The following is a 23,599-nucleotide window of genomic DNA, read 5'->3' on the forward strand; positions in this document are numbered from 1 at the left end:
CCATGCAAATGCACTCAGCCTCAAAATTATACGCACTATACCTTCGCATAGCAATTGCTGTGGCCTACCTGTGGGAAGTTGCAGACCGCCTTGGCCTACTAGGCCGCCACGGACAACCACATGTAGGCTGGGGCGACTGGGGGCATTTTGTTGCCTACACCCGCCAGGTGATATCTTTTGTACCAACTACATGGGTTCCGGCGCTGGCTGTTATGGCTACGCTGGGCGAAGGTGTTTTCGGCTTAATGTTACTCCTGGGTTTATTTACCCGCTATGCAGCTATTGGCAGCGGTATATTGAGTTTATGTTTTGCACTGGCTATGGCTATCTCTTTCGGGATTGAATCTCCACTGGGCTATTCTGTTTTCACGCTGAGTGCTGCCAGTTTCCTGTTGTCAACCCTGCCCTACTATGCTTATAGTATTGATGCACGTCTACACGCAACCAACCCAATCTTCACACCTACTCAAAATCAAATATCATGAACACAACATCAAATCAAAAAGCCCCTGCCTGGTTAGTACTGCTGGCCTTTGCCACGGTATTTATCGTATGGGGATCAACTTATTTCTTTATCGGCATGGCAGTGCACGGCTTCCCGCCAATGCTTCTGGGCGCGGTACGCTTCTTAACCGCCGGTGCCATTATGCTGATCTGGAGTAAAATAAAAGGCGAAAAATTATGGATCAAAAAAGATGTAATCAACGCAGGTATCAGCGGGTTCTTTGTATTATTTATGTCCGTTGGCATAGTAATATGGGTTGAACAGAAGCTGCCTAGTGCTCTGGTAGCCATTATGGTTTCGGTTAACCCTATCTGGTTTGTTATTCTGGATAAACCCAACTGGCGCACCAATCTTAAAAATAAATTCACCGTTTGGGGATTATTAATTGGCTTTACCGGCGTGCTTCTACTTTTTGGCGAATCGTTATTTAAATCGCTTTCGGGCAATGTAGATAAATCGGTACTGGGAGGATTAGCCCTTTTATTGTGTGGCCCAATTGCCTGGTCGGGCGGCAGCTTATATTCAAAAAAACATAGCAGCAGCAATTTTTCAACCCGTTTAAGTACGGCGTGGCAAATGCTTATTGCAGGTTTATTTTTTATCCCTGCAGCTATGGCCCATCATGAGTTTAGTAGTTTTCATTTAAACACGGTTCCGCTGCAATCATGGCTGGCTATTGCTTATCTCATTGTGTTTGGTTCTATCGCCGCGTTTACTGCTTACGTTTGGCTATTGCAGGTAAGGCCTGCCACACAAGTAAGTTTACACTCTTACATCAACCCGGTAATTGCAGTGCTATTAGGAGTAAGTTTCGCTGATGAAAGTATTTCGGGCTTACAGGTTTTCGGCTTAATTGTTATCCTTTTCAGCGTATTGTTAATCAATCTGCCCAAATACAAACTCAGCTTCCGGCTTCCGATGTTTATTTGCAACCCACAGGTTAATAAAGTTTAAAATGCTGTCTAACACTCAAATATGCACCACCTGCGGCACCCAATACCCACCCGGTAAAATGGTGCCGCAGCTTTGTACCATCTGCAATGATGACCGCCAGTATATCTGTGAAAATGGCCAGGGCTAAAAACAAGGCTATCGTTTATTGTATACCCATCTCATGAGATTTTATTTTCCAAGAACCGGTATTTTTTTCAAAATGATACCTGATGTAAATTGGTGTTGTAAATTGCCAAATCATAATAACTGCTGAATCTTTATTAATTTTAAAATCAGAAATTCCATAACGCATCCTGCCATCTACATGTGGATATGTACTTATGGTTCTCGCTTGTTGGTTATCATCGATGTAAACAATTTGGTGTTGGCCAATTTGCAAGGGCCAGCTTTTCCGATAAAACTTTGTTTTAAGAATATAAATAGTATCTTTTTCAGAGGTCAGTGTTCTTATAAATTGCTTTGAAAGAAGAACAGATTTTAACAAATCAACTGTATCCTTTGTGTCATTTATAGCGGTGCTTTTATGGTTACAACCTAATAGCATCCATAGCACAATTACATAAATTAAATTTTTCATTGTAAATCAAAATTATAAGGATAAAACTTTACCCAGGTAAATGCATTCGACGCTGTTATACCAGTGTTGTATTGATAGCTGATATTGTACTCAAACTCCCATCCTGCCTCGACATTATACCCATGTATGTCCGTAGCATTATAAGTTAAATGGTTCGCGTCACGTCCATAGTGAATAAATTCGTGCATGGCAGTTATAGCTAGTAACAGTGCCGTAGCCTGTTGGGCATTAGGTGATGTTACTACTTGCAAGCCAAGTGCGAAACTTTCTGAAATTCTTAATTCCCGTGTTTCTGGATTATACTCACCCACTGAATATGTACCGTTCGAGCTCACCAAATTAGGTACAACTGTGATTTTGGGACCTGCTCCCGGTTTCATCATTGCAGTTACCTGAGCTTCTGTAAAACCGGTGTAATAAGCTATTGCTTTTGTAATATTAGGATATTTCTTCAAAAATCCAGGAAGATCGGCAGCTAACTCTTTGAGTTTAGGAAACCTTGACAAGCCTGTAGTATCAAGCATTTCTGCTAAATATGGTAAATCAGGAGTCGGAGGGCAAGGGTCTGTAACGTCATTACTTGTTTTACCGTTTTTAATTGCTGTACTTGTTGCAAATCCACAGCCGGCCCCTCCTCCAGGATTCGTTGTAGATCCACCACCACCAACATTGCCGTAATTTATTTGATCGTTAATATTGTTACCGGCTCCCGAGCTACCCGTTTGTTGGCAAAACATTTCTGAATCTATAAAGTTGCAGCAAAGTATTGTATTAATCTGTTTGGTGGGTATCGCGGCAACAATCGCATAACTCCACCATGTGATGGTGTAACAGATCAGATCATTCCCTTTCTTTATTGTATTAACACTTTTTTGCAATCCTGAGCTAATGGTATTTTCAGGAGCTCCCAGGGTGGCTATAATATTTCCATTTCGATATTTAAAAGCTCTTAAAAAATTTCCGTGCCAATCCTCAACACTTACGATACCAGAACTTTAATGCTTTTGTTGTATCATTTAAAAATTCCTGATCAGGAATCTTTGTAACTAATTCAACTTGCTTTCGCTTATTCTTATCAGTGTAAGTAATTAAAAATGTCGATGCCGAGAGTTTGGCAAAGTTATTCCTGTTACCTACGTAAAGTTCTTTATCATCATAACTTACTGGTACTGTTACAATCTTACCTATTGGCATTTCTTCAGTAAAGGCATTTTTAAAAACCGTTTTCTTATTTAATTTTTGACGAAGCGTTTTTACCGCATTAGCAGTTGCATTAGTTTTATCGTCCTGAACAATATCAATCTCCTTTTCAAAATAAGCTTTTGCATCAGCAATCAGCTCTGCATCAGTCCTTTTAACAGATACTGCTTCTGATTGAGTTGAAGAAATCTCTTTTTTACAACCCAATATGAGAGCTGATGAAATAAGTAAAAAAATGAGAATTGAGAAAATTAGCTTGAATTTTAGCTGTCGTTTCATTTGTGATAGGTTTGGTTTTGATTCCAAGATCATTTTTTTCAAATAGTTGACAACTAAAACTATTTTATCAAAAACAATTATCTATTAATACTCGCATTAAATTCTCATTTAGATGAAACATGTTTGTTAAGCCAAAAATTTAAAAAATCTTCGACCAAAAAACAGCCTGGCTTCAGTTCGATACTTTATATGGGGCCTTCGATAATCAGAATTTAAATGGAAATGCAATGGAGATTTTCAATAAATCGATGCAGCAGTATAGGGCGTGTTATGGTGATTAGTTAAGGGCTACTGATTTTTGCCTTTCCTTGCATACAAGCCATCGAGCGCTATACCAAAAGCCACGCCGATGGCAATGCCTAAGCCCAGGCTGCGCATAGCCAAACCTAATGCAACACCAATGGCCACGCCAACACCCAACGAACCGTTTCTCTTGTTCATAGCTTAAATATAATTTTTTTGCGAAAATAACCAAAGCGTTGAGATAAGCGCCCGACTATTTCATTTTGAAAAAAGCCGGTTCGAAAGCCCACCATTATGATATAGAAAGTTTACTTTTTTTAGAAGAATATCAGAATAAAATCGATTTCCTTTACAAAATTTTCATTTTAGTATTATGTCCTTACGGCCTTTTAAACCTATTATTGTTAATGAAATGTTAAGGCTTTTGTGTAAAAAAAGTACAAAGTGTTTTTTTTACAATTAGTAAATCATACTTTTAACCGATTTTTAAACAAAAATACAATCATGATCATCATCGCTGACGGCGGCTCAACAAAAACAAACTGGTGTTTGGTTACAGAAGACGGTAAAAAGGTTTACTTTAATACCGAAGGTTACAATCCTTATTTTGCAAGTACTGAGTACATCATTCAGTCCCTGAACGAAAGCTTACCTATTGATCTGGATAAAGATCAGATTACGGAAGTTGATTACTACGGCGCAGGCTGCTCTGTACCAGAAAAAAACAAAATTGTTGAGGAAGCTATGCAAGCGGTATTTACCAAAGCAAAAGTTAACATCGGCCACGATTTACTGGCTGCTGCACGTGCTTTGCTTGGCAACAACGAAGGCTTTGCTGCCATTTTAGGTACAGGTACCAACACTTGTATTTACGATGGTAAAAAAATTGCCCACAACATTGATTCTGGCGCTTACATTTTGGGCGACGAAGGCAGTGGTTGCTACATCGGTAAAAAATTACTGATCGATTATTTAAGAGGTTATATGCCGGAAGCTGTTCGCAGCCTTTTCTGGGAAACATTTAAACTTACACCTGATGAAGTGAACGACCGCGTTTATTCACAGCCGTTGGCTAACCGCTTTTGTGCAAGCTTCAGCAAGTTTGTTTATGACAATAACGTACACATCGAGTACTCACGTAACCTGGTACGTACCTCATTCGAAGACTTTTTCCGTAACCTGGTAACTCATTACCCGGATTATCAAAAATATACTTTTAACTGTATCGGCTCTGTAGGTTATAACTTCCGCAACGTATTAGAAGAAGTTGTTACCGAGCATGGCATGGTAGTGGGTAATATTATCCGCTCGCCTATAGATAGCCTGGTTAAATACCACCTGGAGCTTTCACCAAGCCAGTTATAAGAGATTTAAAAATCTCATTGCATAAAAAAGGCGTTAATTAACATTAACGCCTTTTCTTTTTGATTTTTATCAGGCTTAAATCTCGGCCGTAAGCTCGTTCTGAAATATTTTTGTGTACTTACGCTTATCAAATTTGTATAATTTGGCAGCGCGATACGATACACCTTTCTGTTTTTCGTCCAGCTCTTTCAAAAAGCCGTAGCTCAACATCTTTTTTCTGAAGTTACGTTTATCCAGTTTTTTACTCAGGATGGCTTCGTACAACATCTGCAGTTGCGTAAGCGTAAACTTCTCAGGCAGCAACTCAAAAGCAATCGGCTGGTAGCTCAATCTCCTGCGGATTTTATTAAAGCCGGTTTTAAAGATCTCGCTGTGGTCAAAGGCAAGTTTAGGCAATTCGGCAACCGGGTGCCAGAAAGCTTTTTTAGCATATTGCGTTACAGGGCGCAGCTCTTTTTGGCCATTAATACGTATTAAAGCATAATAAGCAACGGTTATAACGCGCCCCTGCGGGTGGCGGTTTACCTCGCCAAAGGTGTGAAACTGCTCCATGTGCAAATCGCGCAAGCCTGTTAGCTCATACAAAATACGCTCGGCAGCGGTGTCAATACTCTCGTTTTGCTCCACAATATATCCGGGCAACGCCAGCCAATCTTTAAATGGCTCTTCGTTACGTTCAATAAGTAATATCTTCAGCTCTCCTGCTTCGAAGCCAAATATTACGCAGTCAATTGAAAAGACGGAATCGAATTCAGGTAATTTTACTTCCAAACTATTTAGGTTTTATTAAGGATTTAAATATAGTTGTAATTTTGAAATGGAAAAAAATAAATAAAAATTACATCGTGTTGAATATACACATTATCTTAGGGCGAATTTTCCAGGGTACCTGAAAAAATGAGTAAAATAAAAAAAATTGCTGTTCTGACCTCCGGTGGTGATGCCCCCGGTATGAATCCCTGCATCAGAGCTGTAGTACGCACGGCCATTTACCATAAACTCGAAGTTGTTGGTATAAGACAAGGCTACCAGGGTTTAATTGATAACAACATGTATGACATGTCGCCCCGCTCGGTGAGTAACATTCTCGACCTGGGAGGCACCATCCTTAAAACTGCGCGTTGCCTGCCTTTCCGTACCGATGAGGGTATGGAAATTGCTTACAACAACCTTAAAGCGCAAGGTATTGATGCATTAGTTGTAATTGGGGGCGATGGTACCTTTACCGGCGCGCTGCGTTTCTCGAAGAAATATCCGGACATTGCCGTTATGGGCGTACCGGGTACTATTGACAACGACCTTTGCGGTACCGATTATACCTTAGGGTTTGATACCGCAACCAATACTGTTATTGAAGCGCTGGATAAGATCCGTGATACTGCTGATGCACACGACCGTTTATTCTTTATTGAGGTAATGGGACGCGACTCTGGTTGTATTGCTTTACGTGCCGGTATATCATGCGGTGCCGAAGCAATCTTATTGCCAGAGAAAGAAACTGCCATACATGAGCTCATTGAAGGCCTTAAAGCCGGCGAGCACAACAAAAAATCATCGAGCATAGTAATTGTTGCCGAAGGTGATAAACATGGCGGTGCTTATGATGTTGCCCAGATGGTGAAAGAAGAGGTTAAAAACTACGATGTAAAAGTTACCATTTTAGGTCACTTACAACGTGGTGGCAGCCCAAGCGCTTTCGACCGTATTTTGGGTAGCCGTTTAGGTTATGCTGCCGTTTTAGGTTTGCTTAATGGCGAAACGCAAAAAATGGCAGGCCTTAAAGGTAATTCTGTCAGGCTCACCTCATTAGAAGAGGCCTTAAAGGTGCATGAGTACAAATTGGAGGAAGATTTGATGCAGATGGTAGAGATCTTATCAATCTGACACAGGGAAACGAATGATTGCAGTAGTATATAGCGGATCACACATTGCCGACTGGCGCTTGTCAAACAAGGGTAAAACAATTGCGTCCTTTAAAACAAGCAGCATCAATCCGCAGTTTAATGATGAGAAGCATATTCTGCAATTACTCAATAAAAACATCAACCTGATACACCACGCCGAAGAAGTAAAACGTGTTTACTTTTTTAGCGCCGGGGCATCAACTGCAGAATTAAAAGATTTGATTAGCAAATCTATGTCTGCTTTTTTTAAATTCGCCAAAATATCTGTTGAGCATGATATGCTTGCCGCCGCAATTGCCTGCTGCAAAAACAGCAAGGGCATAGTTTGTATTTGCGGCAGCGGCTCAAACGCCGCCTGGTATGATGGTAAAAAGCTTAAACCCAATAATTACGGTTTAGGTTATATACTTGCCGATGAAGGATCGGCCAATTGGCTGGGAAGGCAATTGATTAAGGCTTTTATGAACGAAACACTGCCTGAAAATTTAAAAAAGAAGTTTGAGCACCGCTACGATGCCGACCGTAAAACTATTCTCGAAAAAGTTTACCGTTTGCGCCAGCCTGCCCTGTTTCTGAGCTCGTTCACAGATTTCTATACGGAAAACCACGCCGACCCTTACATTAAAAATAAGATAAAACAAGGTTTTGAGTTACTGATCGACACCTATTTGCTGCCTTTGCAAAACGAGTATCCAGGCACTCCTGTACATTTTACAGGTTCAATTGCCGCGATTTTTCAAGAGGAGCTTCGTGAAACAACCGCTGCTGCAGGTATTGGCGTTGGTAACATTATCAGAGAACCTATCAATAATCTATTAACATACTATTCAAATAAAAATTAAAAAATCATGAAAATAGGAATCAACGGCTTTGGCCGTATCGGCCGTCTGGCATTCAGAGTTGCAATTGAAAGACCTGACATTGAAGTAGTAGGTATTAACGACCTTATTGAGCCAGATTATATGGCTTATATGTTGAAATACGATTCAACTCACGGTAAATTCACTGGCACTGTTGAAGTTGAAGGTGGCCACCTGGTTGTTAATGGCAAAACCATCCGCGTAACTGCAGAAAAAGACCCTGCTAACCTTAAATGGAATGAAGTAGGTGCGGAGGTTGTTATCGAATCAACCGGTTTATTCTTAACTCAGGAAACTGCACAAAAACATATCGATGCAGGTGCTAAAAAAGTAGTTATGTCTGCCCCGGCAAAAGATGACACCCCTACTTTCGTAATGGGTGTTAACCACAAATCATTAAAAGCAGAACAAACTATCGTTTCTAACGCTTCATGTACTACCAACTGTTTAGCTCCTATCGCTAAAGTATTAAACGATAAATTTGGTATCGAAGAAGGTTTAATGAGCACAATCCACGCTGTTACTGCAACTCAGAAAACAGTTGATGGTCCGTCTGCAAAAGACTGGAGAGGTGGCCGTGGTGCTTACCAAAATATCATCCCTTCATCAACCGGTGCTGCTAAAGCTGTAGGTTTAGTTTTACCTGAATTAAAAGGTAAATTAACTGGTATGAGCTTCCGTGTACCAGTTGCTGACGTATCTGTTGTTGACTTAACCGTACGCTTAAAAACTCCTGCTACTTACGAGCAAGTTAAAGCTGCTATGAAAGAAGCTGCTGAAGGTGAAATGAAAGGTATCCTTGGTTACACTGAAGATGAAGTTGTATCTGAAGATTTCAAAGGCGATGCACGCACTTCAATTTTTGATGCTAAAGCAGGTATTGCTTTAAATGATAACTTCGTTAAAGTTGTATCTTGGTACGATAACGAGTGGGGTTATTCAAACAAAATCATTGATTTAGTTCAAGAGATCGGTAAACTGTAATTAGTTTCCACTACATATTCAAAAGCCGTCCCGACTGATGTTGGGACGGCTTTTGTATTTTATAGGCTTTAGATTATCAATAATTTCTCATTCCTATTTTGTTTAACAATGTTAGTTGTATTTTAAAACTAAAAAATGTAAATTGTGCTTGCGATACCCTAACTAACTATTTACTATTGACTGACCATCAAACGATTATCAATCATTTGCTGCGGTCGCCCGAGCTTTCTATCCGTTATAAGGTAAGGGTGAATGTGCTGGGCCAGGACCCGGCGTCGGCAGCTATTCAGCAACTTCAGCAAGAGGTTAAAACCTCTGTGCGCGTTCAGAGATTGTTGGCGCGACAGGATACCAGTGGTAAAATATTCTCCCAGCGTAATGTTTACGATAAATGGCAGGGCGCGCACTGGATACTGGCTACTCTGGCCGATATCGGTTATCCTCAAGGCGATCCTTCGCTAGAACCCATACGGGATCAATTGCTCGAATTCTGGCTTTCCGAAACATTTCATAAAGAATATATTGCCGAAAGCAAATCGCAGGCTTACCAGCAAATAGGTGTACCCATAATGCATGGCCGCTACCGCAGGTGCGCCTCACAACAGGGCAACGTACTTTACATGCTGTTAAAACTGGGCTTGTCAGATTCGCGCATTGATGAACTGGTTCAACTGCTCCTTAAATGGCAATGGCCCGATGGCGGCTGGAACTGCGATAAAAACCCGGATGCCGAAAATTCTTCCTTTATGGAAACCCTGCTCCCACTACGCGGCCTGGCTTTATATGCAAAAATTAGCGGTTGCCCGCAAGCTGCAAAAGCGGCAGAACGTGCGGCAGATGTATTTTTGAAAAGACACCTCTACAAACGTCAGCAAACCGAGCTCACTATTCACCCCGAATTTACCAAACTGCACTACCCCTTATACTGGCACTACGATATATTAGGCGCACTAAAAGTAATGGCCGAAACAGGCTTTATTACCGACCCCCGCTGTAATGCTGCTATAGAATTATTGCAAGGCAAACAACTCGCAAAAGGCGGCTGGCCGGTAGAAAGAGCCTTCTACAAAACATCAAACGCGCTGCATTTGGGTGCCGACTATGTAAACTGGGGTGCAACAAGCAAAACCAAACTCAATGAATGGGTTACAGTTGATGCATTGTATGTGTTAAAAGAGGCAGGAATGCTTAATACTGTAAATCAGGAATCTTTTGAGGAGATGGAACGTAGGTAAACATTTATATTCTTCAGGAAACACAAAATATTGTGTCTCTATATAAATACAGATCTTTTATATTATTTCGTCATTGGATAGAGACACAAGGTCTTGTGCCTCTACGTAAATACAGAACCTTGTACCTGTTCAAGAATATTAAACGTAGAGACACAATACCTTGTGTCTCCCGCTTTTTGTGTCTCCCTCATTATGTCTTCTTTTCCCAATGCCTCATTTTCGCATCTATTTTTCCGGCTTCCAGTAATCAACCATCAGCTCCCCTACCCATTGTGGCTGCCTAATTTCTCCGGGCACTTTAAACTCTTTAAAAACAGGTTTAATATCCAGCACCGGTGTACCTTCAATAGCATCGAGATATTTCACTTTAAGCGTACGGCCATTATGCTCAATCAATTGAACCATGCATAAACCGATCTGGTTTGGCCTGTCTTTTTTACGTTGTGCAAAAATGCCCAGCAATGGCCAGGCCTTGTTACCACGCGGGTGTCCCGAGTAAACAATTTTTGCAGGATCGGCCTTGTCGAAATAATAAATTATCTCCAGCTGCGAGAAACTCTCAATACCATCAAAAGCTTCGGTCGGGATGTGTTCTGCAAGCGTAATTTCAGAGATGGTATCTCCCCAAAAATCATCAGTTGCGGTGACTCTTTTGTTGCTGATATAAGCAATAGGTTGCAGGGTAATATTCATATCAAAACGGCGAAAATTTGTAACTTTTAGTTTAAAGTAAACAATTTTCACTTTTTCCCGCAACGAATCAATTTTATTATAAATTTGAAACGCGGGAAAGCTTTGCCACTACCGCTCCAATTATATTCCTGATAACAAATGAATTTTATGAGAAAACCGTTACTGCTAACTGCCTGCTGTATACTGCTGGCTTTGGGCTTACGCGCCCAAATACCTGCCTTAGAACGCGTAGAACCCATGTTTTGGTGGACTGGCATGGCCAACCCTAACCTGCAACTGATAGTGCATGGCAACAATATTGCAAGCCGCGATGTACAACTTTCATACCCTGGTGTGAAGCTGGTTGCGGTGCATAAAGTTGAAAATTCTAATTACTTATTCATCGATCTTAAGCTTTTTTCTACTGTAGTTCCGGGAACGTTCCCGATAAAGTTTGTTAAAAAGGGCGAAAAGGATTTAACTTACAGCTATACGTTGAGGGCTCGTAACCATGATGCCAACCGCGCACAAGGTGTAACCAATAAAGACTTAATTTATTTGCTGATGCCCGATCGTTTCTCGAACGGCAATACCAAAAATGATGTGGTACCCGGTATGCGCGAAACCGGCCTGCACCGCGACTCGATGTATAGCCGCCATGGTGGCGACATTCAGGGTTTAATAAACCACCTGGATTACCTGAAAGATTTGGGCGTAACCGCAGTTTGGATGACCCCGGAGATTGAAAACGATGAACCCCACGCTTCTTACCACGGCTATGCTGTTACCGATTATTATAAAATAGACCCGCGCTACGGCACCAACGAGTTGTACAAACAATATGTGGAGAAATGCCACGCCATGGGTTTAAAAGTTATTAAAGATCTGGTTCATAACCACATCGGCACAGAATCTTACCTGATACAGGATATGCCGATGAAAAGCTGGGTACACCAGTGGCCCAAATACACCAACTCTAATTTCAGGGATATGGCTGTAGAAGACCCACATGCCTCAGCAATTGATAAAAAGATCATGTTAGACGGCTGGTTTGACAAGCGCATGGCCGATTTGAATGAGAACAACATTTACGTACAAAACTACCTTACCCAAAACCATATCTGGTGGGTTGAGTATGCCGGTATAGATGGTTTCCGCTTGGATACCTATCCTTATAATGATGCTGCTTACATGGCTAAATGGGCTCAGGATGTGCAACGCGAATTCCCTCACCTTTCTATCTTCGGCGAAACATTGGTATGGAGTGTAGCTAACCAGGCTTTCTTTGTACAGGGCGATAAAGTTAACCGTGGCTTTGATACCCATTTACCGGGTGTTACCGATGGTGTAGTAAAAGATGCCATCATCGAAGCACTGAATGGTAAAGATGGCTGGACTGATGGCGTTAACCGCCTCTACGCCGTTATAGCGCAAGACTTTTTATATGCCGACCCGACCAAAAATACCATCTTTTTGGATAACCATGATATGAGCCGTTTCCTGTCAACCATACACGAAGATTATGCCAAATACAAATCGGGTATGGCCATACTGATGACCATGCGTGGTGTACCGCAAATGTATTATGGTGACGAGATTTTGATGAAAGGCGAATCAAACCCTGATGGTCTCGTTCGCGAAGATTTTGCCGGTGGCTGGAAGGAAGATAAAGTGAATAAGTTTACAGCCGAAGGCCGCAGCGAGAAAGAAAACGATGCCTTTAACTACGTGCGCAAACTGGCTAATTACCGCAAAAACACTCCCGCCATACAAACCGGTAAATTGATGCAATTTATACCGCAAAAGGGTATTTATGTGTACTTTAGATACGATGATCAAAAGACTGTGATGATAGTTTACAACAGCAACGAAAAAGAAGCCAGTACCACCACAGATTACTTTGCCGAACGCATTAAAGGCGTTAAAAAAGCCAAAAATGTAATCAGCGATGAAACCATCGATTTAAACAACTTAACTATTCCCGGCAAATCAACTTTAATACTGGAGCTTTTGCCAGCAAACAAATAATTTGACTATTACAATGACTGATATAAAAGCCTGCATATTCGACCTCGACGGCGTGATTGTTGATACTGCAGTTTACCACTATAAAGCCTGGAAACGCCTGGCTAATGAACTGGGCTTCGATTTTACCGAAGAGCAGAACGAACAGCTAAAAGGCGTAAGCCGTGTGCGCTCCCTGCAACTTATTTTAGGCTGGGGCGGCGTTACTAAAACCGAAGCCGAGCAAACAGAACTGGCTACCCGCAAAAACGAGTGGTATGTGGATATGATCAATCAAATGACCCCGGCCGAAATTTTGCCCGGAGCTTTGAATTTCCTGGAAGCATGCCGTGCAGCAGGATTAAAAACTGCCTTAGGATCTGCCAGTAAAAACTCCATGACCATATTAAACAAAGTTGGCATAGCGCACCTGTTTGATACCATTGTTGATGGCAACCATGTAAGCGCACCAAAACCCGATCCGGAAGTATTTTTAAAAGGAGCCGAAGCATTAGGCGCTGCCCCTGCTGAATGCGTTGTTTTTGAAGATGCTATTGCCGGTGTACAGGCTGCTAAAAATGGCGGTATGAAAGCCGTGGGCATCGGTTCGCCGGAAACATTGAACCAGGCCGATTTGGTGATTAGCGGATTGGATAAAATGACGATTGAGAAATTGAAGAAATTATAAGAGCGCTTATCCTCCTATTTGTCATTCCGAGTATAACGAGGAATCTTCTGCTCCTGCTAAGTTCAACGCCTTACAATCGCAGAAGATTTCTCACTATCGTTCGAAATGACAAAGAGGTAGGTTAAACGTTAGAACCATATAAATAAGACTTATTACAAGAATTATACATGAAAGATTACATCAAAGTTGATGAGTGGAAGATTATCGAAGAAGGGTTTGATCCTCATTACAATAAGATTTCAGAAAGCATATTTAGTCTGGGTAACGGCCGTATGGGCCAGCGTGCCAATTTTGAGGAAGCCTACAGCGGCGATACCCTGCAAGGCAACTACGTAGCCGGTGTTTACTACCCCGATAAAACCCGTGTTGGCTGGTGGAAAAACGGCTACCCGGAGTATTTTGCCAAGGTATTAAATGCAGCCAACTGGATAGGCATTGATATTACCATCGAAGGCGAACAATTGGATTTGTCGCAATGCAGCATCCAGCAATTCAGCCGTGAGCTTAATATGCAGGAGGGCTTTTTGAAACGTAACTTCACAGCCACTACCAAAAGCGGTAAGCAGGTAGCTGTTGAGTCTACCCGTTTTTGCAGCATGGCCGATGACGAAACGGGTGCTATCCGTTATACCATTACCCCGTTAAACTTCAGCGGTGCAGTTACCATTACGCCTTATGTTGATGGCGATGTTAAAAACAAGGATGCCAACTACGACGAGAAGTTTTGGGACGAGGTAAAAAAAGGCACATCTGCTAATGGCGCATTTGTACAGCTTCGTACCAAAAAAACTGGTTTCGAAGTGGCAACCGGGATGCTGGTTAGTGTTAACGAGCACAGCCATGCAAGTCAACCTATCTTCCAGCCTATCGAAAAAGAGAAATATGTTGCGCTGCAAACTACAATACTGGCAAGCCAAAACCAACCTGTTACTATTTACAAATACGCGGCTAACATATCGTCACAAAACCACCCTGCCGATCAGTTAGAGCAAGTTTTAAACGAAACACTTCAACGCATTGCAGCCAAAGGTTTCGATATCATGCTGGCCGAACAAGCCGCAGCATGGGCCGAGAAATGGAAACACAATGATATTATTATCGAAGGCGATGCCTCTGCACAACAAGGTATCCGCTTCAATATATTCCAACTGAATCAAACTTATACCGGCGAGGACGATCGTTTAAACATCGGCCCCAAAGGTTTTACCGGCGAAAAATACGGAGGCTCTACCTACTGGGATACCGAAGCTTATTGCGTGCCTTTTTACCTGGCAACTGCCGATCAAAAAGTTACCCGCAACTTGCTGCTTTATCGCTACAAACAACTGGGCAAAGCGATTGAAAATGCTGCTTCACTTGGTTTCAACAACGGCGCGGCACTATACCCCATGGTTACCATGGATGGTACCGAATGCCATAACGAGTGGGAAATTACCTTCGAAGAAATTCACCGTAACGGTGCCATCGCTTACGCCATCTTCAATTATGTACGTTATACTGCTGATGATGCTTACCTGGCCGATTATGGTTTGGAGGTATTAATTGCTATTGCCCGTTTCTGGTCGCAACGCGTTAACTGGAGCGATGATAAGCAACAATATGTAATGCTGGGTGTTACCGGGCCAAACGAATACGAAAACAACATTAACAACAACTGGTACACCAGCAAACTGGCCGTTTGGTGTATGAAATATGCACTGGAAGTTGCCGAACAGGTTAAAACTACTGATGCTGCAAAATACAATGCATTGGTAGAAAAGATCAGCTTTAATGCCGAAGCAGAATCTGCAAAATGGAATGACATTATTGAAAAAATGTACTATCCATATTCAGAAAAGCTGGGTGTGTTTTTACAGCAAGACGGCTATCTGGATAAAGAGCAGATCCTAGTTAAAGATCTGCCTGCTTCGCAACGCCCTATCAACCAAAAATGGAGCTGGGATCGTATTCTGCGTTCATGCTTTATTAAACAGGCTGATGTTTTACAAGGTATTTATTTCTTCGAAGATGAGTACGATCTGGAAACCATCCGCAGAAACTTTGATTTTTATGAGCCGCGTACCGTGCATGAGTCGTCATTGTCGCCATGCGTGCACGCTATTTTGGCCGCCAAACTGGGTGATGAAGCACGTGCTTACGAGTTTTACCTGCGTACCTCACGTTTAGACCTGGACGATTATAACAATGATACCGAAGATGGTTGCCACACCACATCAATGGCAGGCACCTGGATGTCGGTAGTGGAAGGTTTTGGCGGTATGCGTGTTAAGGATGGCAAGTTATCATTCCAACCGTTTTTACCGGCTAAGTGGAACTCGTTCTCGTTCCATGTTGGTTTCCGTGGCGCTTTGCTAAATGTTAAAGTAAGCAAAGAGGGTGTACAGATCACCAACCATTCTGAAGCAGAAACCATAGTAATAGTACATGGCAAAGAGCAGGTGGTAAAAGCCAATGCCGATGTCATTTTAGAAGCTTAATAGCAAAATGCTATTCATGAAAAGGAGAAACTTTTTGATATTGGCTGCATTGTTGCCTGCTGTTATTGCAGTAGCGCAACCAAAGGCTAATCATTCAAAAACAAAGAAAAGTATGCAATCCGATCCGAATCATAAATTGGTGATATATCAGCTGCTACCGCGGCTGTTTGGCAATGCCAAAACTGTAAACAAGTTTTACGGCTCTATCGAAGAAAATGGCGTTGGCAAGTTTAACGACATTACCGATGCCGGTTTACAGGAGCTCAAAAAAATGGGCTTTACCCACGTTTGGTATACCGGCGTAATTGAGCATGCCACCATGACCGACTATTCGGCTTATGGCATTCACCCTGATGATCCGGATGTGGTGAAAGGGCGTGCTGGCTCTCCTTACGCGGTTAAAGATTATTACGATGTTGATCCCGATCTGGCCGTCGATGTCAAAAACCGCATGGCCGAATACGAAGCATTGATTAAACGTACCCACACCAACGGCATGCAGGTGCTGATGGATTTTATCCCCAACCACGTTGCCCGTACCTACCACTCGGATGTAATGCCGGCTGGGGTTCGCAATTTTGGTGAGGATGATGACAAAACCAAAAGCTTCGATCCGAAAAATGATTTCTATTATATCCCTGGTCAGCCATTTAAGGTTCCAGGGGGATATAACCCGGGTGGAGATGATTTCCATAGTTCACTGAAAGACGGCCACTTTGATGAAAACCCTGCCAAAGCAACCGGTAACGATGCTTTTACAGCTAGCCCATCTATTGATGACTGGTTCGAAACCCTGAAACTAAACTACGGTGTCGACTATGCCAATAACCGCACCGGGCACTTCGACCCTATTCCACCGGTATGGCAAAAAATGTACGACATCCTTAACTTCTGGAGTAACAAAGGCATCGACGGTTTCCGTTGCGATATGGTGGAGATGGTGCCTGTTGAGTTTTGGGCATGGGTGATCCCGAAGTTAAAGGAAACACATCCTAATCTCATTTTCATCGGCGAAGCCTACAATAAAAACGAATATGGACATTACTTATTTAAGGGACATTTTGATTATCTATATGATAAGGTGGGCTTATACGATGCCATTAAAAGATTAGTGCGTAACGAAGGTAATGCCACCACCTGGGACATAAACGCTGTTTGGAACCACGATTGCAAAGGCATGGACGCGCACATGATCCGCTTTATGGAAAACCATGATGAGCAGCGCATTGCTTCTAATGATTTTGCAGGCAACCCTTGGCTAGCCGTTCCGGGGATGATTGTTACGGCCACACTAAACACCGGCCCGGTAATGATCTACTTCGGTCAGGAAGTTGGCGAACCAGCCACCACTGCCGAAGGTTTTAGCGGAGCAGATGGCCGCAGCAGTATCTTCGATTACTGGGGTGTACCCGAGCATCAAAAATGGCTGAACAACGGCAAATTTGATGGCGGACAGTTATCAGAAGATCAGAAAAACCTCCGCAACTTCTACAGTAAATTATTAAACACCGTTAAAGATAACGAAGCGCTAAGCAGCGGCAAGTTTTACGAATTAATGATCGCGAATGAACACAACACAGGGTTCAATACGCGCGTATATATGTACTTGCGCTACACCGATAAGCAAAAGGTGTTGGTAATAAGCAACTTTAACCGTAATGAGCAGCATTTAAATGTGAAACTGCCAGCCGATTTACTGCAGCAGTTACATGTAAGCGGGGCTGTAAATTTCACCGATTTGTTGAATGGCACCTCTTACAGAGCTAACGATATTAATAATGGATTGGATATCACGTTACCGGCAAGCAGTGGAGTGATGTTGAAGTTTTGAGGATTTACCCCAACCCGTCATTGCGAGGAACGAAGCAATCGCGAACTGTACAGAGCGGCTCTGTAGGCCGGGGATTGCTTCGTTCCTCGCAATGACGCGTGAAGAGAAGAGAGAAAAAAGAAGAAGAAACAAAGTTCACCCGTTCCCAACCAATGAACGATTGAACTAATGAACCAGTGAACCAATAAAATAAACCCTGATTAAATGAGTAAACCCGCTATAGCCCAAAAACCTAAATTAAGTTTTTGGCAGATCTGGAACATGAGCTTCGGCTTTCTGGGCATCCAGTTTGGTTTTGCATTGCAGAACGGTAATGCCAGCCGCATCCTTCAAAAATTTGGTGCCGATGTGGAGCATTTATCCTGGTTTTGGCTGGCTGCGCCGATAACAGGGATGATCGTTCAGCCCATTATTGGCCATTATAGTGACCGTACCTGGAACCGTTTGGGCCGTCGCCGGCCATATTTTTTAACCGGTGCTATTTTATCGGCTATCGCTTTGTTTCTGATGCCTAACTCGGCCGCTATTGCCTCAATCGCCCCTCCTATTTTGGTTGGTGCAGGTATGCTAATGATTATGGATGCCTCGTTTAATGTGGCCATGGAACCCTTCCGTGCTTTGGTTGCCGATAACTTGCCCGATAGCCAGCGGAGTATCGGTTTCTCGGTACAAACCTGTTTAATTGGTTTAGGTGCTGTGGTAGGCTCTTGTCTGCCTTATATTTTCACGCATTGGTTCCATGTTCAATCTACCGCTCCAGCCGGGCAGGTTGAGGATAACGTTAAATATTCTTTCTATCTCGGCGGAACTATCCTGCTGCTTACCGTACTATGGACTATCATCCGCACCAAAGAATACTCTCCTGAAGAATATGCCAAATTTCACCCGGCAGAAGAAGCAGAAGAAAAACCCAAAAGCGGCATAGCAGAAATTTTAGGCGACCTGAAACGCATGCCCAAAACCATGAAGCAATTGGGTCTGGTGCAGTTTTTCTCCTGGTTCGCGCTTTTCTCAATGTGGGTATTTACCACCCCGGCCATTGCGGCACACATTTACCACGTACCTGCGGGCGATACCTCATCGGCAAAATATAGCGAAGCCGGTAACTGGGTGGGTATTTTGTTTGGTGTTTATAATGGCGTATCGGCCATTTATGCTTTAATATTGCCTTCATTAGCTAAAGCTACCAGCCGTAAACAGGCGCACGCTTTCTCCTTAGTTCTTGGTGGAATCAGCTTATTATCAATATTTTTCATTGCAGACCCGATGTGGTTAATTCTTCCCATGGTAGGTATCGGTTTGGCCTGGGGTAGTATATTGGCTATGCCTTACGCCATCCTGTCGAGCTCTATCCCGGCTAAGAAAATGGGGGTTTATATGGGAATTTTTAACTTCTTTATCACCTTCCCTCAAATTGTTAACGGATTTTTCGGCGGGCCTATCGTAAAATATTTTTATGGTGGCCAGGCGATATATGCAATCGTTTTAGCAGGCATTTTTATGCTTTGCGCGGCTCTCTCTGTATTGTTTGTACAGGATAGCAAGGATATCAGTGTTAAGAAAGCATTAGCAGACCGTTAGATTGACATTTGTTGGCTTAATTGTTGGTAAATATCAATATATTGGCTTCTTTAAGCTGAGACACTATTGATCACCAAGAAATAAGGTTCATGGACGAAAATATACTTGATCCCGACGATTTATTAGGGAGTAAAATTATAGGAGAAGAGGAAGACGATGAATTTCATCACCTTAACAATCCTGTGCTCGGGTTAAAGCCCATTGTTAAAAAATATTTAGGCATCGTTACCGATGTTAAAGCAGCCGGTAATAAATTCTTCTTTACCGACAGCGAAGCCCGGGTTGAAATTACGGTTGTAAGCGATGAAATTATACGGGTCAGGTTAGCGCCACACGGTGTTTTTCTCGAAGAGTTCTCTTACGCAGTACCTAAACACGAGCAAAAAGCCACTGTTTTTTCGCTGCATGAAGATGAATCGGAATACCGCGTATCAACCAGTACAGTAAATTGCCACATCCGTAAAATAGATTTTCATATCTCTTTTTCTGATACTCAAAACCACGTTACCAACCAGGATGCAGTACCAATGCACTGGGAAGAAAATACGCAGTTTGGTGGCTATTACGTATTCGGCACAAAAGTTTGCCACCCCGATGAAGCATTTTACGGCCTGGGCGATAAAGCATCAGACCTTAACCTTCGCGGCCGCAGGTTTAAAAACTGGAATACCGATGCCTACTCTTTCGGCTGGAACCAGGATCCGCTTTACCGTAGTATCCCTTTCTACATAAGTTTAAACGAAGGTATCGCTCACGGTATTTTCTTTGATAATACATTTAAAGCCACATTTGATTTTGGGTCGGAAGACCGTAACAAAACCAGTTTCTGGGCAGATGGCGGCGAATTGCAATATTACTACATCCACGGCCCGCACATGATGGACGTGGTAAAACGTTATCATCTTTTAACCGGCACCCACCCTATGCCGCCGCTTTGGGCGCTGGGTTACCACCAATGTCGCTGGAGCTATTATCCCGAGAGTAAGGTGATGTCTGTTGCCAAAGGTTTCCGCGCCAACCAGATCCCTTGCGATGGTATCTACCTCGATATTGATTACATGGATGGTTACCGTTGCTTTACCTGGAACCGCAAATATTTCCCTGATCCTAAAAAAATGATTAAGGAATTGGCTGCTGATGGTTTTAAAACTGTGGTAATTATTGACCCGGGTATCCGTGTAGACGATAATTACAGCGTGTTTAAAGAGGGTAAAGAGAAACGTTATTTCTGCCGCCGTTGTGATGATTATTTTATGGAAGGCCACGTATGGCCTGGTCGTTGCCAGTTTCCTGATTTTACCAACCCAGAGGTTCGTGAATGGTGGGGTGGTTTGTTTGACGAACTGGTACAGCTTGGCGTTGCCGGTGTATGGAATGATATGAACGAACCTGCCGTTTTTGGCGCAGGTACTTTCCCTGATGATGTTCGCCACCAGTATGATGGTTTCCGCGGATCTCACCGTAAGGCACACAATGTTTACGGGATGCAAATGGTACGCGCTACCTACGAAGGTTTGCGCAAGTTGATGAAAAATAAGCGTCCGTTTACCATCACCCGTGCAGGTTACTCAGGCTTGCAACGTTACGCCTCGGTTTGGACTGGCGACAACGTAGCCTCATGGGAGCATTTGCGTTTGGGTAATATACAGTGCCAGCGTTTGTCAATGTCGGGCGTACCGTTCTGCGGTACAGATATTGGCGGCTTTAGCGGCGAACCTGATGGCGAACTGTTTACGCGCTGGATCCAGTTTGGTGCTTTCTCACCGTTTATGCGTGCGCACTCTGCCGGCGATACTAAAGAACGTGAACCATGGAGTTTTGGAGACCCTTACACTTCTATCAATCGTAAATTTATTGAGCTGCGTTACCGCCTGCTGCCATATATGTATTCTACCTTTTGGGAACACCACCGCTATGGCTTCCCGATATTACGCCCGGTAGTTTTACAAGAACAGGATGTATTAACCAATCAAGCCCGCCAGGATGAGTTTACTTACGGCGATAAAATTTTGGTTTGCCCGGTTATGGAGCCCGGCCAAACCAAACGCCCGGTATATCTGCCAAAAGGCCAATGGTATAATTTCTGGGACAATGAATTGGTAACCGGCGGTGCCGAAGTAATGGTACCTACCCCGCTCGAAACCATCCCGGTATTTATTAAAGCCGGTGCTGTAATACCAGAATACCCGGTAATGCAGTACGTAGGTGAAAAAGAAATTGAAGAAGTAAAGTTGAACGTTTACTATGCCGATCACGAAGTAAACTCATTCCTGTTTGAAGATTACGGCGAAACCTTTGCCTACGAACAGGATATCTACCTCGAGAAAAAGTTTATTGTTACCGGCAAAGATACCCTACTTACCATTGAGCAGAGCCTGGAAGGCCTGTACACACCGCGATACGAAAACTATCATTTCAAATTAATCGGTTTGCCGTTTAAGCCTTCTAAAATAATTGTAGATGGCAAAACCGTAACAGATTTTGTACTGACCGAAGAGAAATGCTACGAGTTTAAATTCTCTAAAAACTTTAAGCATATCGAAATTGTGAAATAATTAAAAGCCCCGCTAAAAATGGGGCTTTTTTCTTGCCCTTTATATTGGGATATATTATCTTAGTTAAAACAGCACTGCCCCAGGCTGATTTTTATATCCTGATCTTATTTCTAAATCAAATCTATTCAATATGAAAAGAGCTATCCTTATTTGTTTTATCGCATTAATATCCCTGTTTAAAACTTTTGCACAAACCAATGCCGATAAGTATGATGTAGTAGTAAAAACTACAGGTGATGAAATGGTGGGTAAAATAACCGAGATCAATGAAGATAACATCAAATTCACTTATAAGGGAGAAACATTAAGCTACACCGTAAAAAAGGCAGATATAGCCAAAGTAACTTTTGCCAGCGGCAGGGTCGAGATATTTAATCAGCCACAAACACAACCGAACTTGCCGGTAAACCCAGCCCAGGCAGCACCCGCAGATACCAAAAATCAGGTGGCTATACTACCATTTGGATTAATTGTGGGCGGCCAACCAGGTTCTGAAGCTATGCAAACCCAGATACAAAATGATTGCTATACTAATTTTGCACAAAAAGCAGTGAGCATGAAGTTCCAGGATCCGGCAAATACCAATGTAATCTTGTTTAGAAATAATGTAACTCCCGAAACTATCAAAGGCTACACGATGGACGACTTATGCCACATGTTAGGAGTTGAATATCTGGTAACCGGTGTAGTTACACTTAATCATGCAAGCTCAACAACAACCGGCGGTGGCAGCAGCACATCAACAACAAAGAAAACAGATTCGAAAGATAAAACAACCACTTATAGTTCGGGGAGTTCGAGTTCATACGATAACTACACCACAATAATTTTGATGAATATTTACGATCACGGCACAAAAATATTCACCAAAAGCCACCAGGCATTTTGGCCGGGTGTAGATGCCTATAAGGTTACATTATCGTACCTGGCAAAAAGAACACCGATTTATAACAAATAGAAATACATGTTTAGTTTTAATACTCAGCACTAAATAATGACAAAACAGTTAAATAGTATCGTGTAGTTTTGATGTTTCAAACTAAACAGTTAAAGCATTGGTTCAGGATTGCAACATATTTGAAATTTGGGAAGAATATAAATCATCCCTTTACCGTTTTATCCTGAATCGCTTACCGTATGAGCAGGATGCTAAAGACCTGCTACAAGAAGTGCTTTTAAAAAGCTATCAATACTGTTCAAAGGGCAAAACTGTGCTATATTTAAAAGCATGGCTTTATAAAATAGCTTCCAACACCATTATCGACTATTACAAAAAGGCCGGGAAGCATCAGCCATTGATTGATGACCTGGTAGAGGAAGAAAACAGCGAATCGGCCATAGGCGAAGCATCTGTTTATATCAAAGCTTTACTTCAATTATTACCCCAGGAGTACGCCATTCCATTGGCTATGTACGATTTGGGAGATATGAGCCAGAAAGACATTGCCGAAAAACTAAATCTTAGCCTGGTAAACACCAAATCGCGCATACAACGCGGCCGGGTAAAACTTAAAGAGCGTTTTCTGGAATGCTGCGCGGTAGCCTTTGATGAAAATGGTGAGATGATAAGTTTCGATATTAAACCACAATGCAAGGAGTTGCAGGCAGAAAAAATGCGGCTCGAAAAACTATTTTAAATTTTCCTGCATCTTTTTCGGGGTTGCCAGTCATAGGGATGAATTTAA

The 23,599-nt window shown here is 42.5% G+C and carries 22 protein-coding genes; 16 read left to right on the forward strand and 6 right to left on the reverse strand.

Annotation, left to right across the window (positions count from 1 at the left end):
• The first annotated feature begins 2 nt into the window (after window positions 1-2).
• From PQO05_RS20710 to PQO05_RS20720, 3 genes are read left to right on the forward strand one after another with little or no spacing between them, the layout of a single operon-like run.
• The gene (locus tag PQO05_RS20710) at window positions 3-485 is read left to right on the forward strand and encodes a DoxX family membrane protein (RefSeq protein ID WP_273629356.1); all 483 of its coding nucleotides are present in this window, start codon (window positions 3-5) and stop codon (window positions 483-485) included.
• Window positions 482-1,459 (forward strand): EamA family transporter, encoded by a 978-nt coding sequence (locus PQO05_RS20715; protein WP_273629357.1) that lies wholly within the window; start codon window positions 482-484, stop codon window positions 1,457-1,459. Before PQO05_RS20710 ends, PQO05_RS20715 begins: the two co-directional genes overlap by 4 nt.
• Before the next feature lies 1 nt (window position 1,460).
• A complete protein-coding gene (locus PQO05_RS20720; RefSeq protein ID WP_273629358.1) occupies window positions 1,461-1,586 on the forward strand; it encodes a hypothetical protein in 126 nt (41 codons plus the stop codon).
• 15 nt (window positions 1,587-1,601) lie between these two features.
• Here PQO05_RS20720 and PQO05_RS20725 read toward each other — a convergent pair whose 3' ends face one another.
• The 4 genes from PQO05_RS20725 to PQO05_RS20740 all read right to left on the reverse strand — a co-directional run bounded on the left by PQO05_RS20725 (window position 1,602) and on the right by PQO05_RS20740 (window position 3,956).
• Window positions 1,602-2,036 (reverse strand): hypothetical protein, encoded by a 435-nt coding sequence (locus PQO05_RS20725; RefSeq protein ID WP_273629359.1) that lies wholly within the window; start codon window positions 2,034-2,036, stop codon window positions 1,602-1,604.
• On the reverse strand, window positions 2,033-2,914 hold the full coding sequence (locus PQO05_RS20730; protein ID WP_273629360.1) for a hypothetical protein: 882 nt from the start codon (window positions 2,912-2,914) through the stop codon (window positions 2,033-2,035). The genes PQO05_RS20725 and PQO05_RS20730 overlap by 4 nt, the downstream gene beginning before the upstream one ends.
• Before the next feature lie 94 nt (window positions 2,915-3,008).
• The gene (locus tag PQO05_RS20735) at window positions 3,009-3,515 is read right to left on the reverse strand and encodes a hypothetical protein (protein ID WP_273629361.1); all 507 of its coding nucleotides are present in this window, start codon (window positions 3,513-3,515) and stop codon (window positions 3,009-3,011) included.
• A 288-nt stretch (window positions 3,516-3,803) separates the two neighbouring features.
• Window positions 3,804-3,956, reverse strand: a complete 153-nt coding sequence (locus tag PQO05_RS20740) for a glycine zipper domain-containing protein (RefSeq protein WP_273629362.1) — start codon at window positions 3,954-3,956, stop codon at window positions 3,804-3,806.
• Window positions 3,957-4,262: 306 nt separating this feature from the next.
• Between PQO05_RS20740 and PQO05_RS20745 the strand changes: the two genes are divergently transcribed.
• Window positions 4,263-5,123, forward strand: coding sequence for an N-acetylglucosamine kinase (locus PQO05_RS20745; protein ID WP_273629363.1), 861 nt, complete (start codon window positions 4,263-4,265; stop codon window positions 5,121-5,123).
• A gap of 75 nt (window positions 5,124-5,198) precedes the next feature.
• On the opposite strand, the gene PQO05_RS20750 is transcribed toward PQO05_RS20745, so the two are convergent.
• Window positions 5,199-5,894 (reverse strand): NUDIX hydrolase, encoded by a 696-nt coding sequence (locus PQO05_RS20750; protein ID WP_273629364.1) that lies wholly within the window; start codon window positions 5,892-5,894, stop codon window positions 5,199-5,201.
• A gap of 126 nt (window positions 5,895-6,020) precedes the next feature.
• Between PQO05_RS20750 and pfkA the strand changes: the two genes are divergently transcribed.
• The 4 genes from pfkA (at window position 6,021) to PQO05_RS20770 (ending at window position 10,106) form a co-directional block, all read left to right on the forward strand.
• Window positions 6,021-7,007, forward strand: a complete 987-nt coding sequence (gene pfkA, locus PQO05_RS20755) for a 6-phosphofructokinase (RefSeq protein ID WP_273629365.1) — start codon at window positions 6,021-6,023, stop codon at window positions 7,005-7,007.
• A 13-nt stretch (window positions 7,008-7,020) separates the two neighbouring features.
• Window positions 7,021-7,869, forward strand: coding sequence for a hypothetical protein (locus PQO05_RS20760; RefSeq protein ID WP_273629366.1), 849 nt, complete (start codon window positions 7,021-7,023; stop codon window positions 7,867-7,869).
• A 6-nt stretch (window positions 7,870-7,875) separates the two neighbouring features.
• On the forward strand, window positions 7,876-8,871 hold the full coding sequence (gene gap / locus PQO05_RS20765; protein WP_273629367.1) for a type I glyceraldehyde-3-phosphate dehydrogenase: 996 nt from the start codon (window positions 7,876-7,878) through the stop codon (window positions 8,869-8,871).
• 176 nt (window positions 8,872-9,047) lie between these two features.
• Complete coding sequence (locus PQO05_RS20770; protein WP_273629368.1) at window positions 9,048-10,106, forward strand: hypothetical protein; 1,059 nt, start codon at window positions 9,048-9,050, stop codon at window positions 10,104-10,106.
• Window positions 10,107-10,331: 225 nt separating this feature from the next.
• Here PQO05_RS20770 and PQO05_RS20775 read toward each other — a convergent pair whose 3' ends face one another.
• Complete coding sequence (locus PQO05_RS20775) at window positions 10,332-10,799, reverse strand: SAM-dependent methyltransferase (RefSeq protein ID WP_273629369.1); 468 nt, start codon at window positions 10,797-10,799, stop codon at window positions 10,332-10,334.
• 147 nt (window positions 10,800-10,946) lie between these two features.
• Here PQO05_RS20775 and PQO05_RS20780 point away from each other — a divergent pair, with 147 nt between their 5' ends.
• The 8 genes from PQO05_RS20780 (at window position 10,947) to PQO05_RS20815 (ending at window position 23,551) form a co-directional block, all read left to right on the forward strand.
• Entirely contained in the window at window positions 10,947-12,806 is a 1,860-nt protein-coding gene (locus PQO05_RS20780) for a glycoside hydrolase family 13 protein (RefSeq protein ID WP_273629370.1), read from the forward strand.
• Between the two features lie 13 nt (window positions 12,807-12,819).
• Complete coding sequence (gene pgmB, locus PQO05_RS20785; RefSeq protein WP_273629371.1) at window positions 12,820-13,470, forward strand: beta-phosphoglucomutase; 651 nt, start codon at window positions 12,820-12,822, stop codon at window positions 13,468-13,470.
• A gap of 167 nt (window positions 13,471-13,637) precedes the next feature.
• The gene (locus tag PQO05_RS20790; RefSeq protein ID WP_273629372.1) at window positions 13,638-15,947 is read left to right on the forward strand and encodes a glycoside hydrolase family 65 protein; all 2,310 of its coding nucleotides are present in this window, start codon (window positions 13,638-13,640) and stop codon (window positions 15,945-15,947) included.
• A gap of 16 nt (window positions 15,948-15,963) precedes the next feature.
• The gene (locus PQO05_RS20795) at window positions 15,964-17,778 is read left to right on the forward strand and encodes an alpha-amylase family glycosyl hydrolase (protein ID WP_273629373.1); all 1,815 of its coding nucleotides are present in this window, start codon (window positions 15,964-15,966) and stop codon (window positions 17,776-17,778) included.
• 204 nt (window positions 17,779-17,982) lie between these two features.
• Window positions 17,983-19,359, forward strand: coding sequence for an MFS transporter (locus PQO05_RS20800; RefSeq protein ID WP_273629374.1), 1,377 nt, complete (start codon window positions 17,983-17,985; stop codon window positions 19,357-19,359).
• A gap of 89 nt (window positions 19,360-19,448) precedes the next feature.
• The gene (locus PQO05_RS20805) at window positions 19,449-21,914 is read left to right on the forward strand and encodes a glycoside hydrolase family 31 protein (RefSeq protein ID WP_273629375.1); all 2,466 of its coding nucleotides are present in this window, start codon (window positions 19,449-19,451) and stop codon (window positions 21,912-21,914) included.
• Window positions 21,915-22,044: 130 nt separating this feature from the next.
• A complete protein-coding gene (locus PQO05_RS20810; RefSeq protein WP_273629376.1) occupies window positions 22,045-22,872 on the forward strand; it encodes a hypothetical protein in 828 nt (275 codons plus the stop codon).
• Between the two features lie 97 nt (window positions 22,873-22,969).
• Window positions 22,970-23,551 carry a sigma-70 family RNA polymerase sigma factor gene (locus tag PQO05_RS20815; protein WP_273629377.1) on the forward strand — a complete coding sequence of 194 codons (582 nt, stop codon included), beginning with the start codon at window positions 22,970-22,972 and terminating at the stop codon, window positions 23,549-23,551.
• The last annotated feature ends 48 nt before the right edge of the window (window positions 23,552-23,599 follow it).

Source organism: Mucilaginibacter jinjuensis (assembly GCF_028596025.1).
In the GTDB taxonomy this organism is placed as follows: domain Bacteria; phylum Bacteroidota; class Bacteroidia; order Sphingobacteriales; family Sphingobacteriaceae; genus Mucilaginibacter; species Mucilaginibacter jinjuensis.

Bases quoted from the DNA above. Each gene is read 5' to 3' on its own strand.
- PQO05_RS20710 (WP_273629356.1), top strand. From the start codon at position 3: ATGCAAATGCACTCAGCCTCAAAATTATACGCACTATACCTTCGCATA.
- PQO05_RS20715 (WP_273629357.1), top strand. From the start codon at position 482: ATGAACACAACATCAAATCAAAAAGCCCCTGCCTGGTTAGTACTGCTG.
- PQO05_RS20720 (WP_273629358.1), top strand. From the start codon at position 1,461: ATGCTGTCTAACACTCAAATATGCACCACCTGCGGCACCCAATACCCA.
- PQO05_RS20725 (WP_273629359.1), bottom strand. From the start codon at position 2,036: ATGAAAAATTTAATTTATGTAATTGTGCTATGGATGCTATTAGGTTGT.
- PQO05_RS20735 (WP_273629361.1), bottom strand. From the start codon at position 3,515: ATGAAACGACAGCTAAAATTCAAGCTAATTTTCTCAATTCTCATTTTT.
- PQO05_RS20740 (WP_273629362.1), bottom strand. From the start codon at position 3,956: ATGAACAAGAGAAACGGTTCGTTGGGTGTTGGCGTGGCCATTGGTGTT.
- PQO05_RS20745 (WP_273629363.1), top strand. From the start codon at position 4,263: ATGATCATCATCGCTGACGGCGGCTCAACAAAAACAAACTGGTGTTTG.
- pfkA (WP_273629365.1), top strand. From the start codon at position 6,021: ATGAGTAAAATAAAAAAAATTGCTGTTCTGACCTCCGGTGGTGATGCC.
- PQO05_RS20760 (WP_273629366.1), top strand. From the start codon at position 7,021: ATGATTGCAGTAGTATATAGCGGATCACACATTGCCGACTGGCGCTTG.
- gap (WP_273629367.1), top strand. From the start codon at position 7,876: ATGAAAATAGGAATCAACGGCTTTGGCCGTATCGGCCGTCTGGCATTC.
- PQO05_RS20775 (WP_273629369.1), bottom strand. From the start codon at position 10,799: ATGAATATTACCCTGCAACCTATTGCTTATATCAGCAACAAAAGAGTC.
- PQO05_RS20780 (WP_273629370.1), top strand. From the start codon at position 10,947: ATGAGAAAACCGTTACTGCTAACTGCCTGCTGTATACTGCTGGCTTTG.
- pgmB (WP_273629371.1), top strand. From the start codon at position 12,820: ATGACTGATATAAAAGCCTGCATATTCGACCTCGACGGCGTGATTGTT.
- PQO05_RS20790 (WP_273629372.1), top strand. From the start codon at position 13,638: ATGAAAGATTACATCAAAGTTGATGAGTGGAAGATTATCGAAGAAGGG.
- PQO05_RS20795 (WP_273629373.1), top strand. From the start codon at position 15,964: ATGAAAAGGAGAAACTTTTTGATATTGGCTGCATTGTTGCCTGCTGTT.
- PQO05_RS20800 (WP_273629374.1), top strand. From the start codon at position 17,983: ATGAGTAAACCCGCTATAGCCCAAAAACCTAAATTAAGTTTTTGGCAG.
- PQO05_RS20805 (WP_273629375.1), top strand. From the start codon at position 19,449: ATGGACGAAAATATACTTGATCCCGACGATTTATTAGGGAGTAAAATT.
- PQO05_RS20810 (WP_273629376.1), top strand. From the start codon at position 22,045: ATGAAAAGAGCTATCCTTATTTGTTTTATCGCATTAATATCCCTGTTT.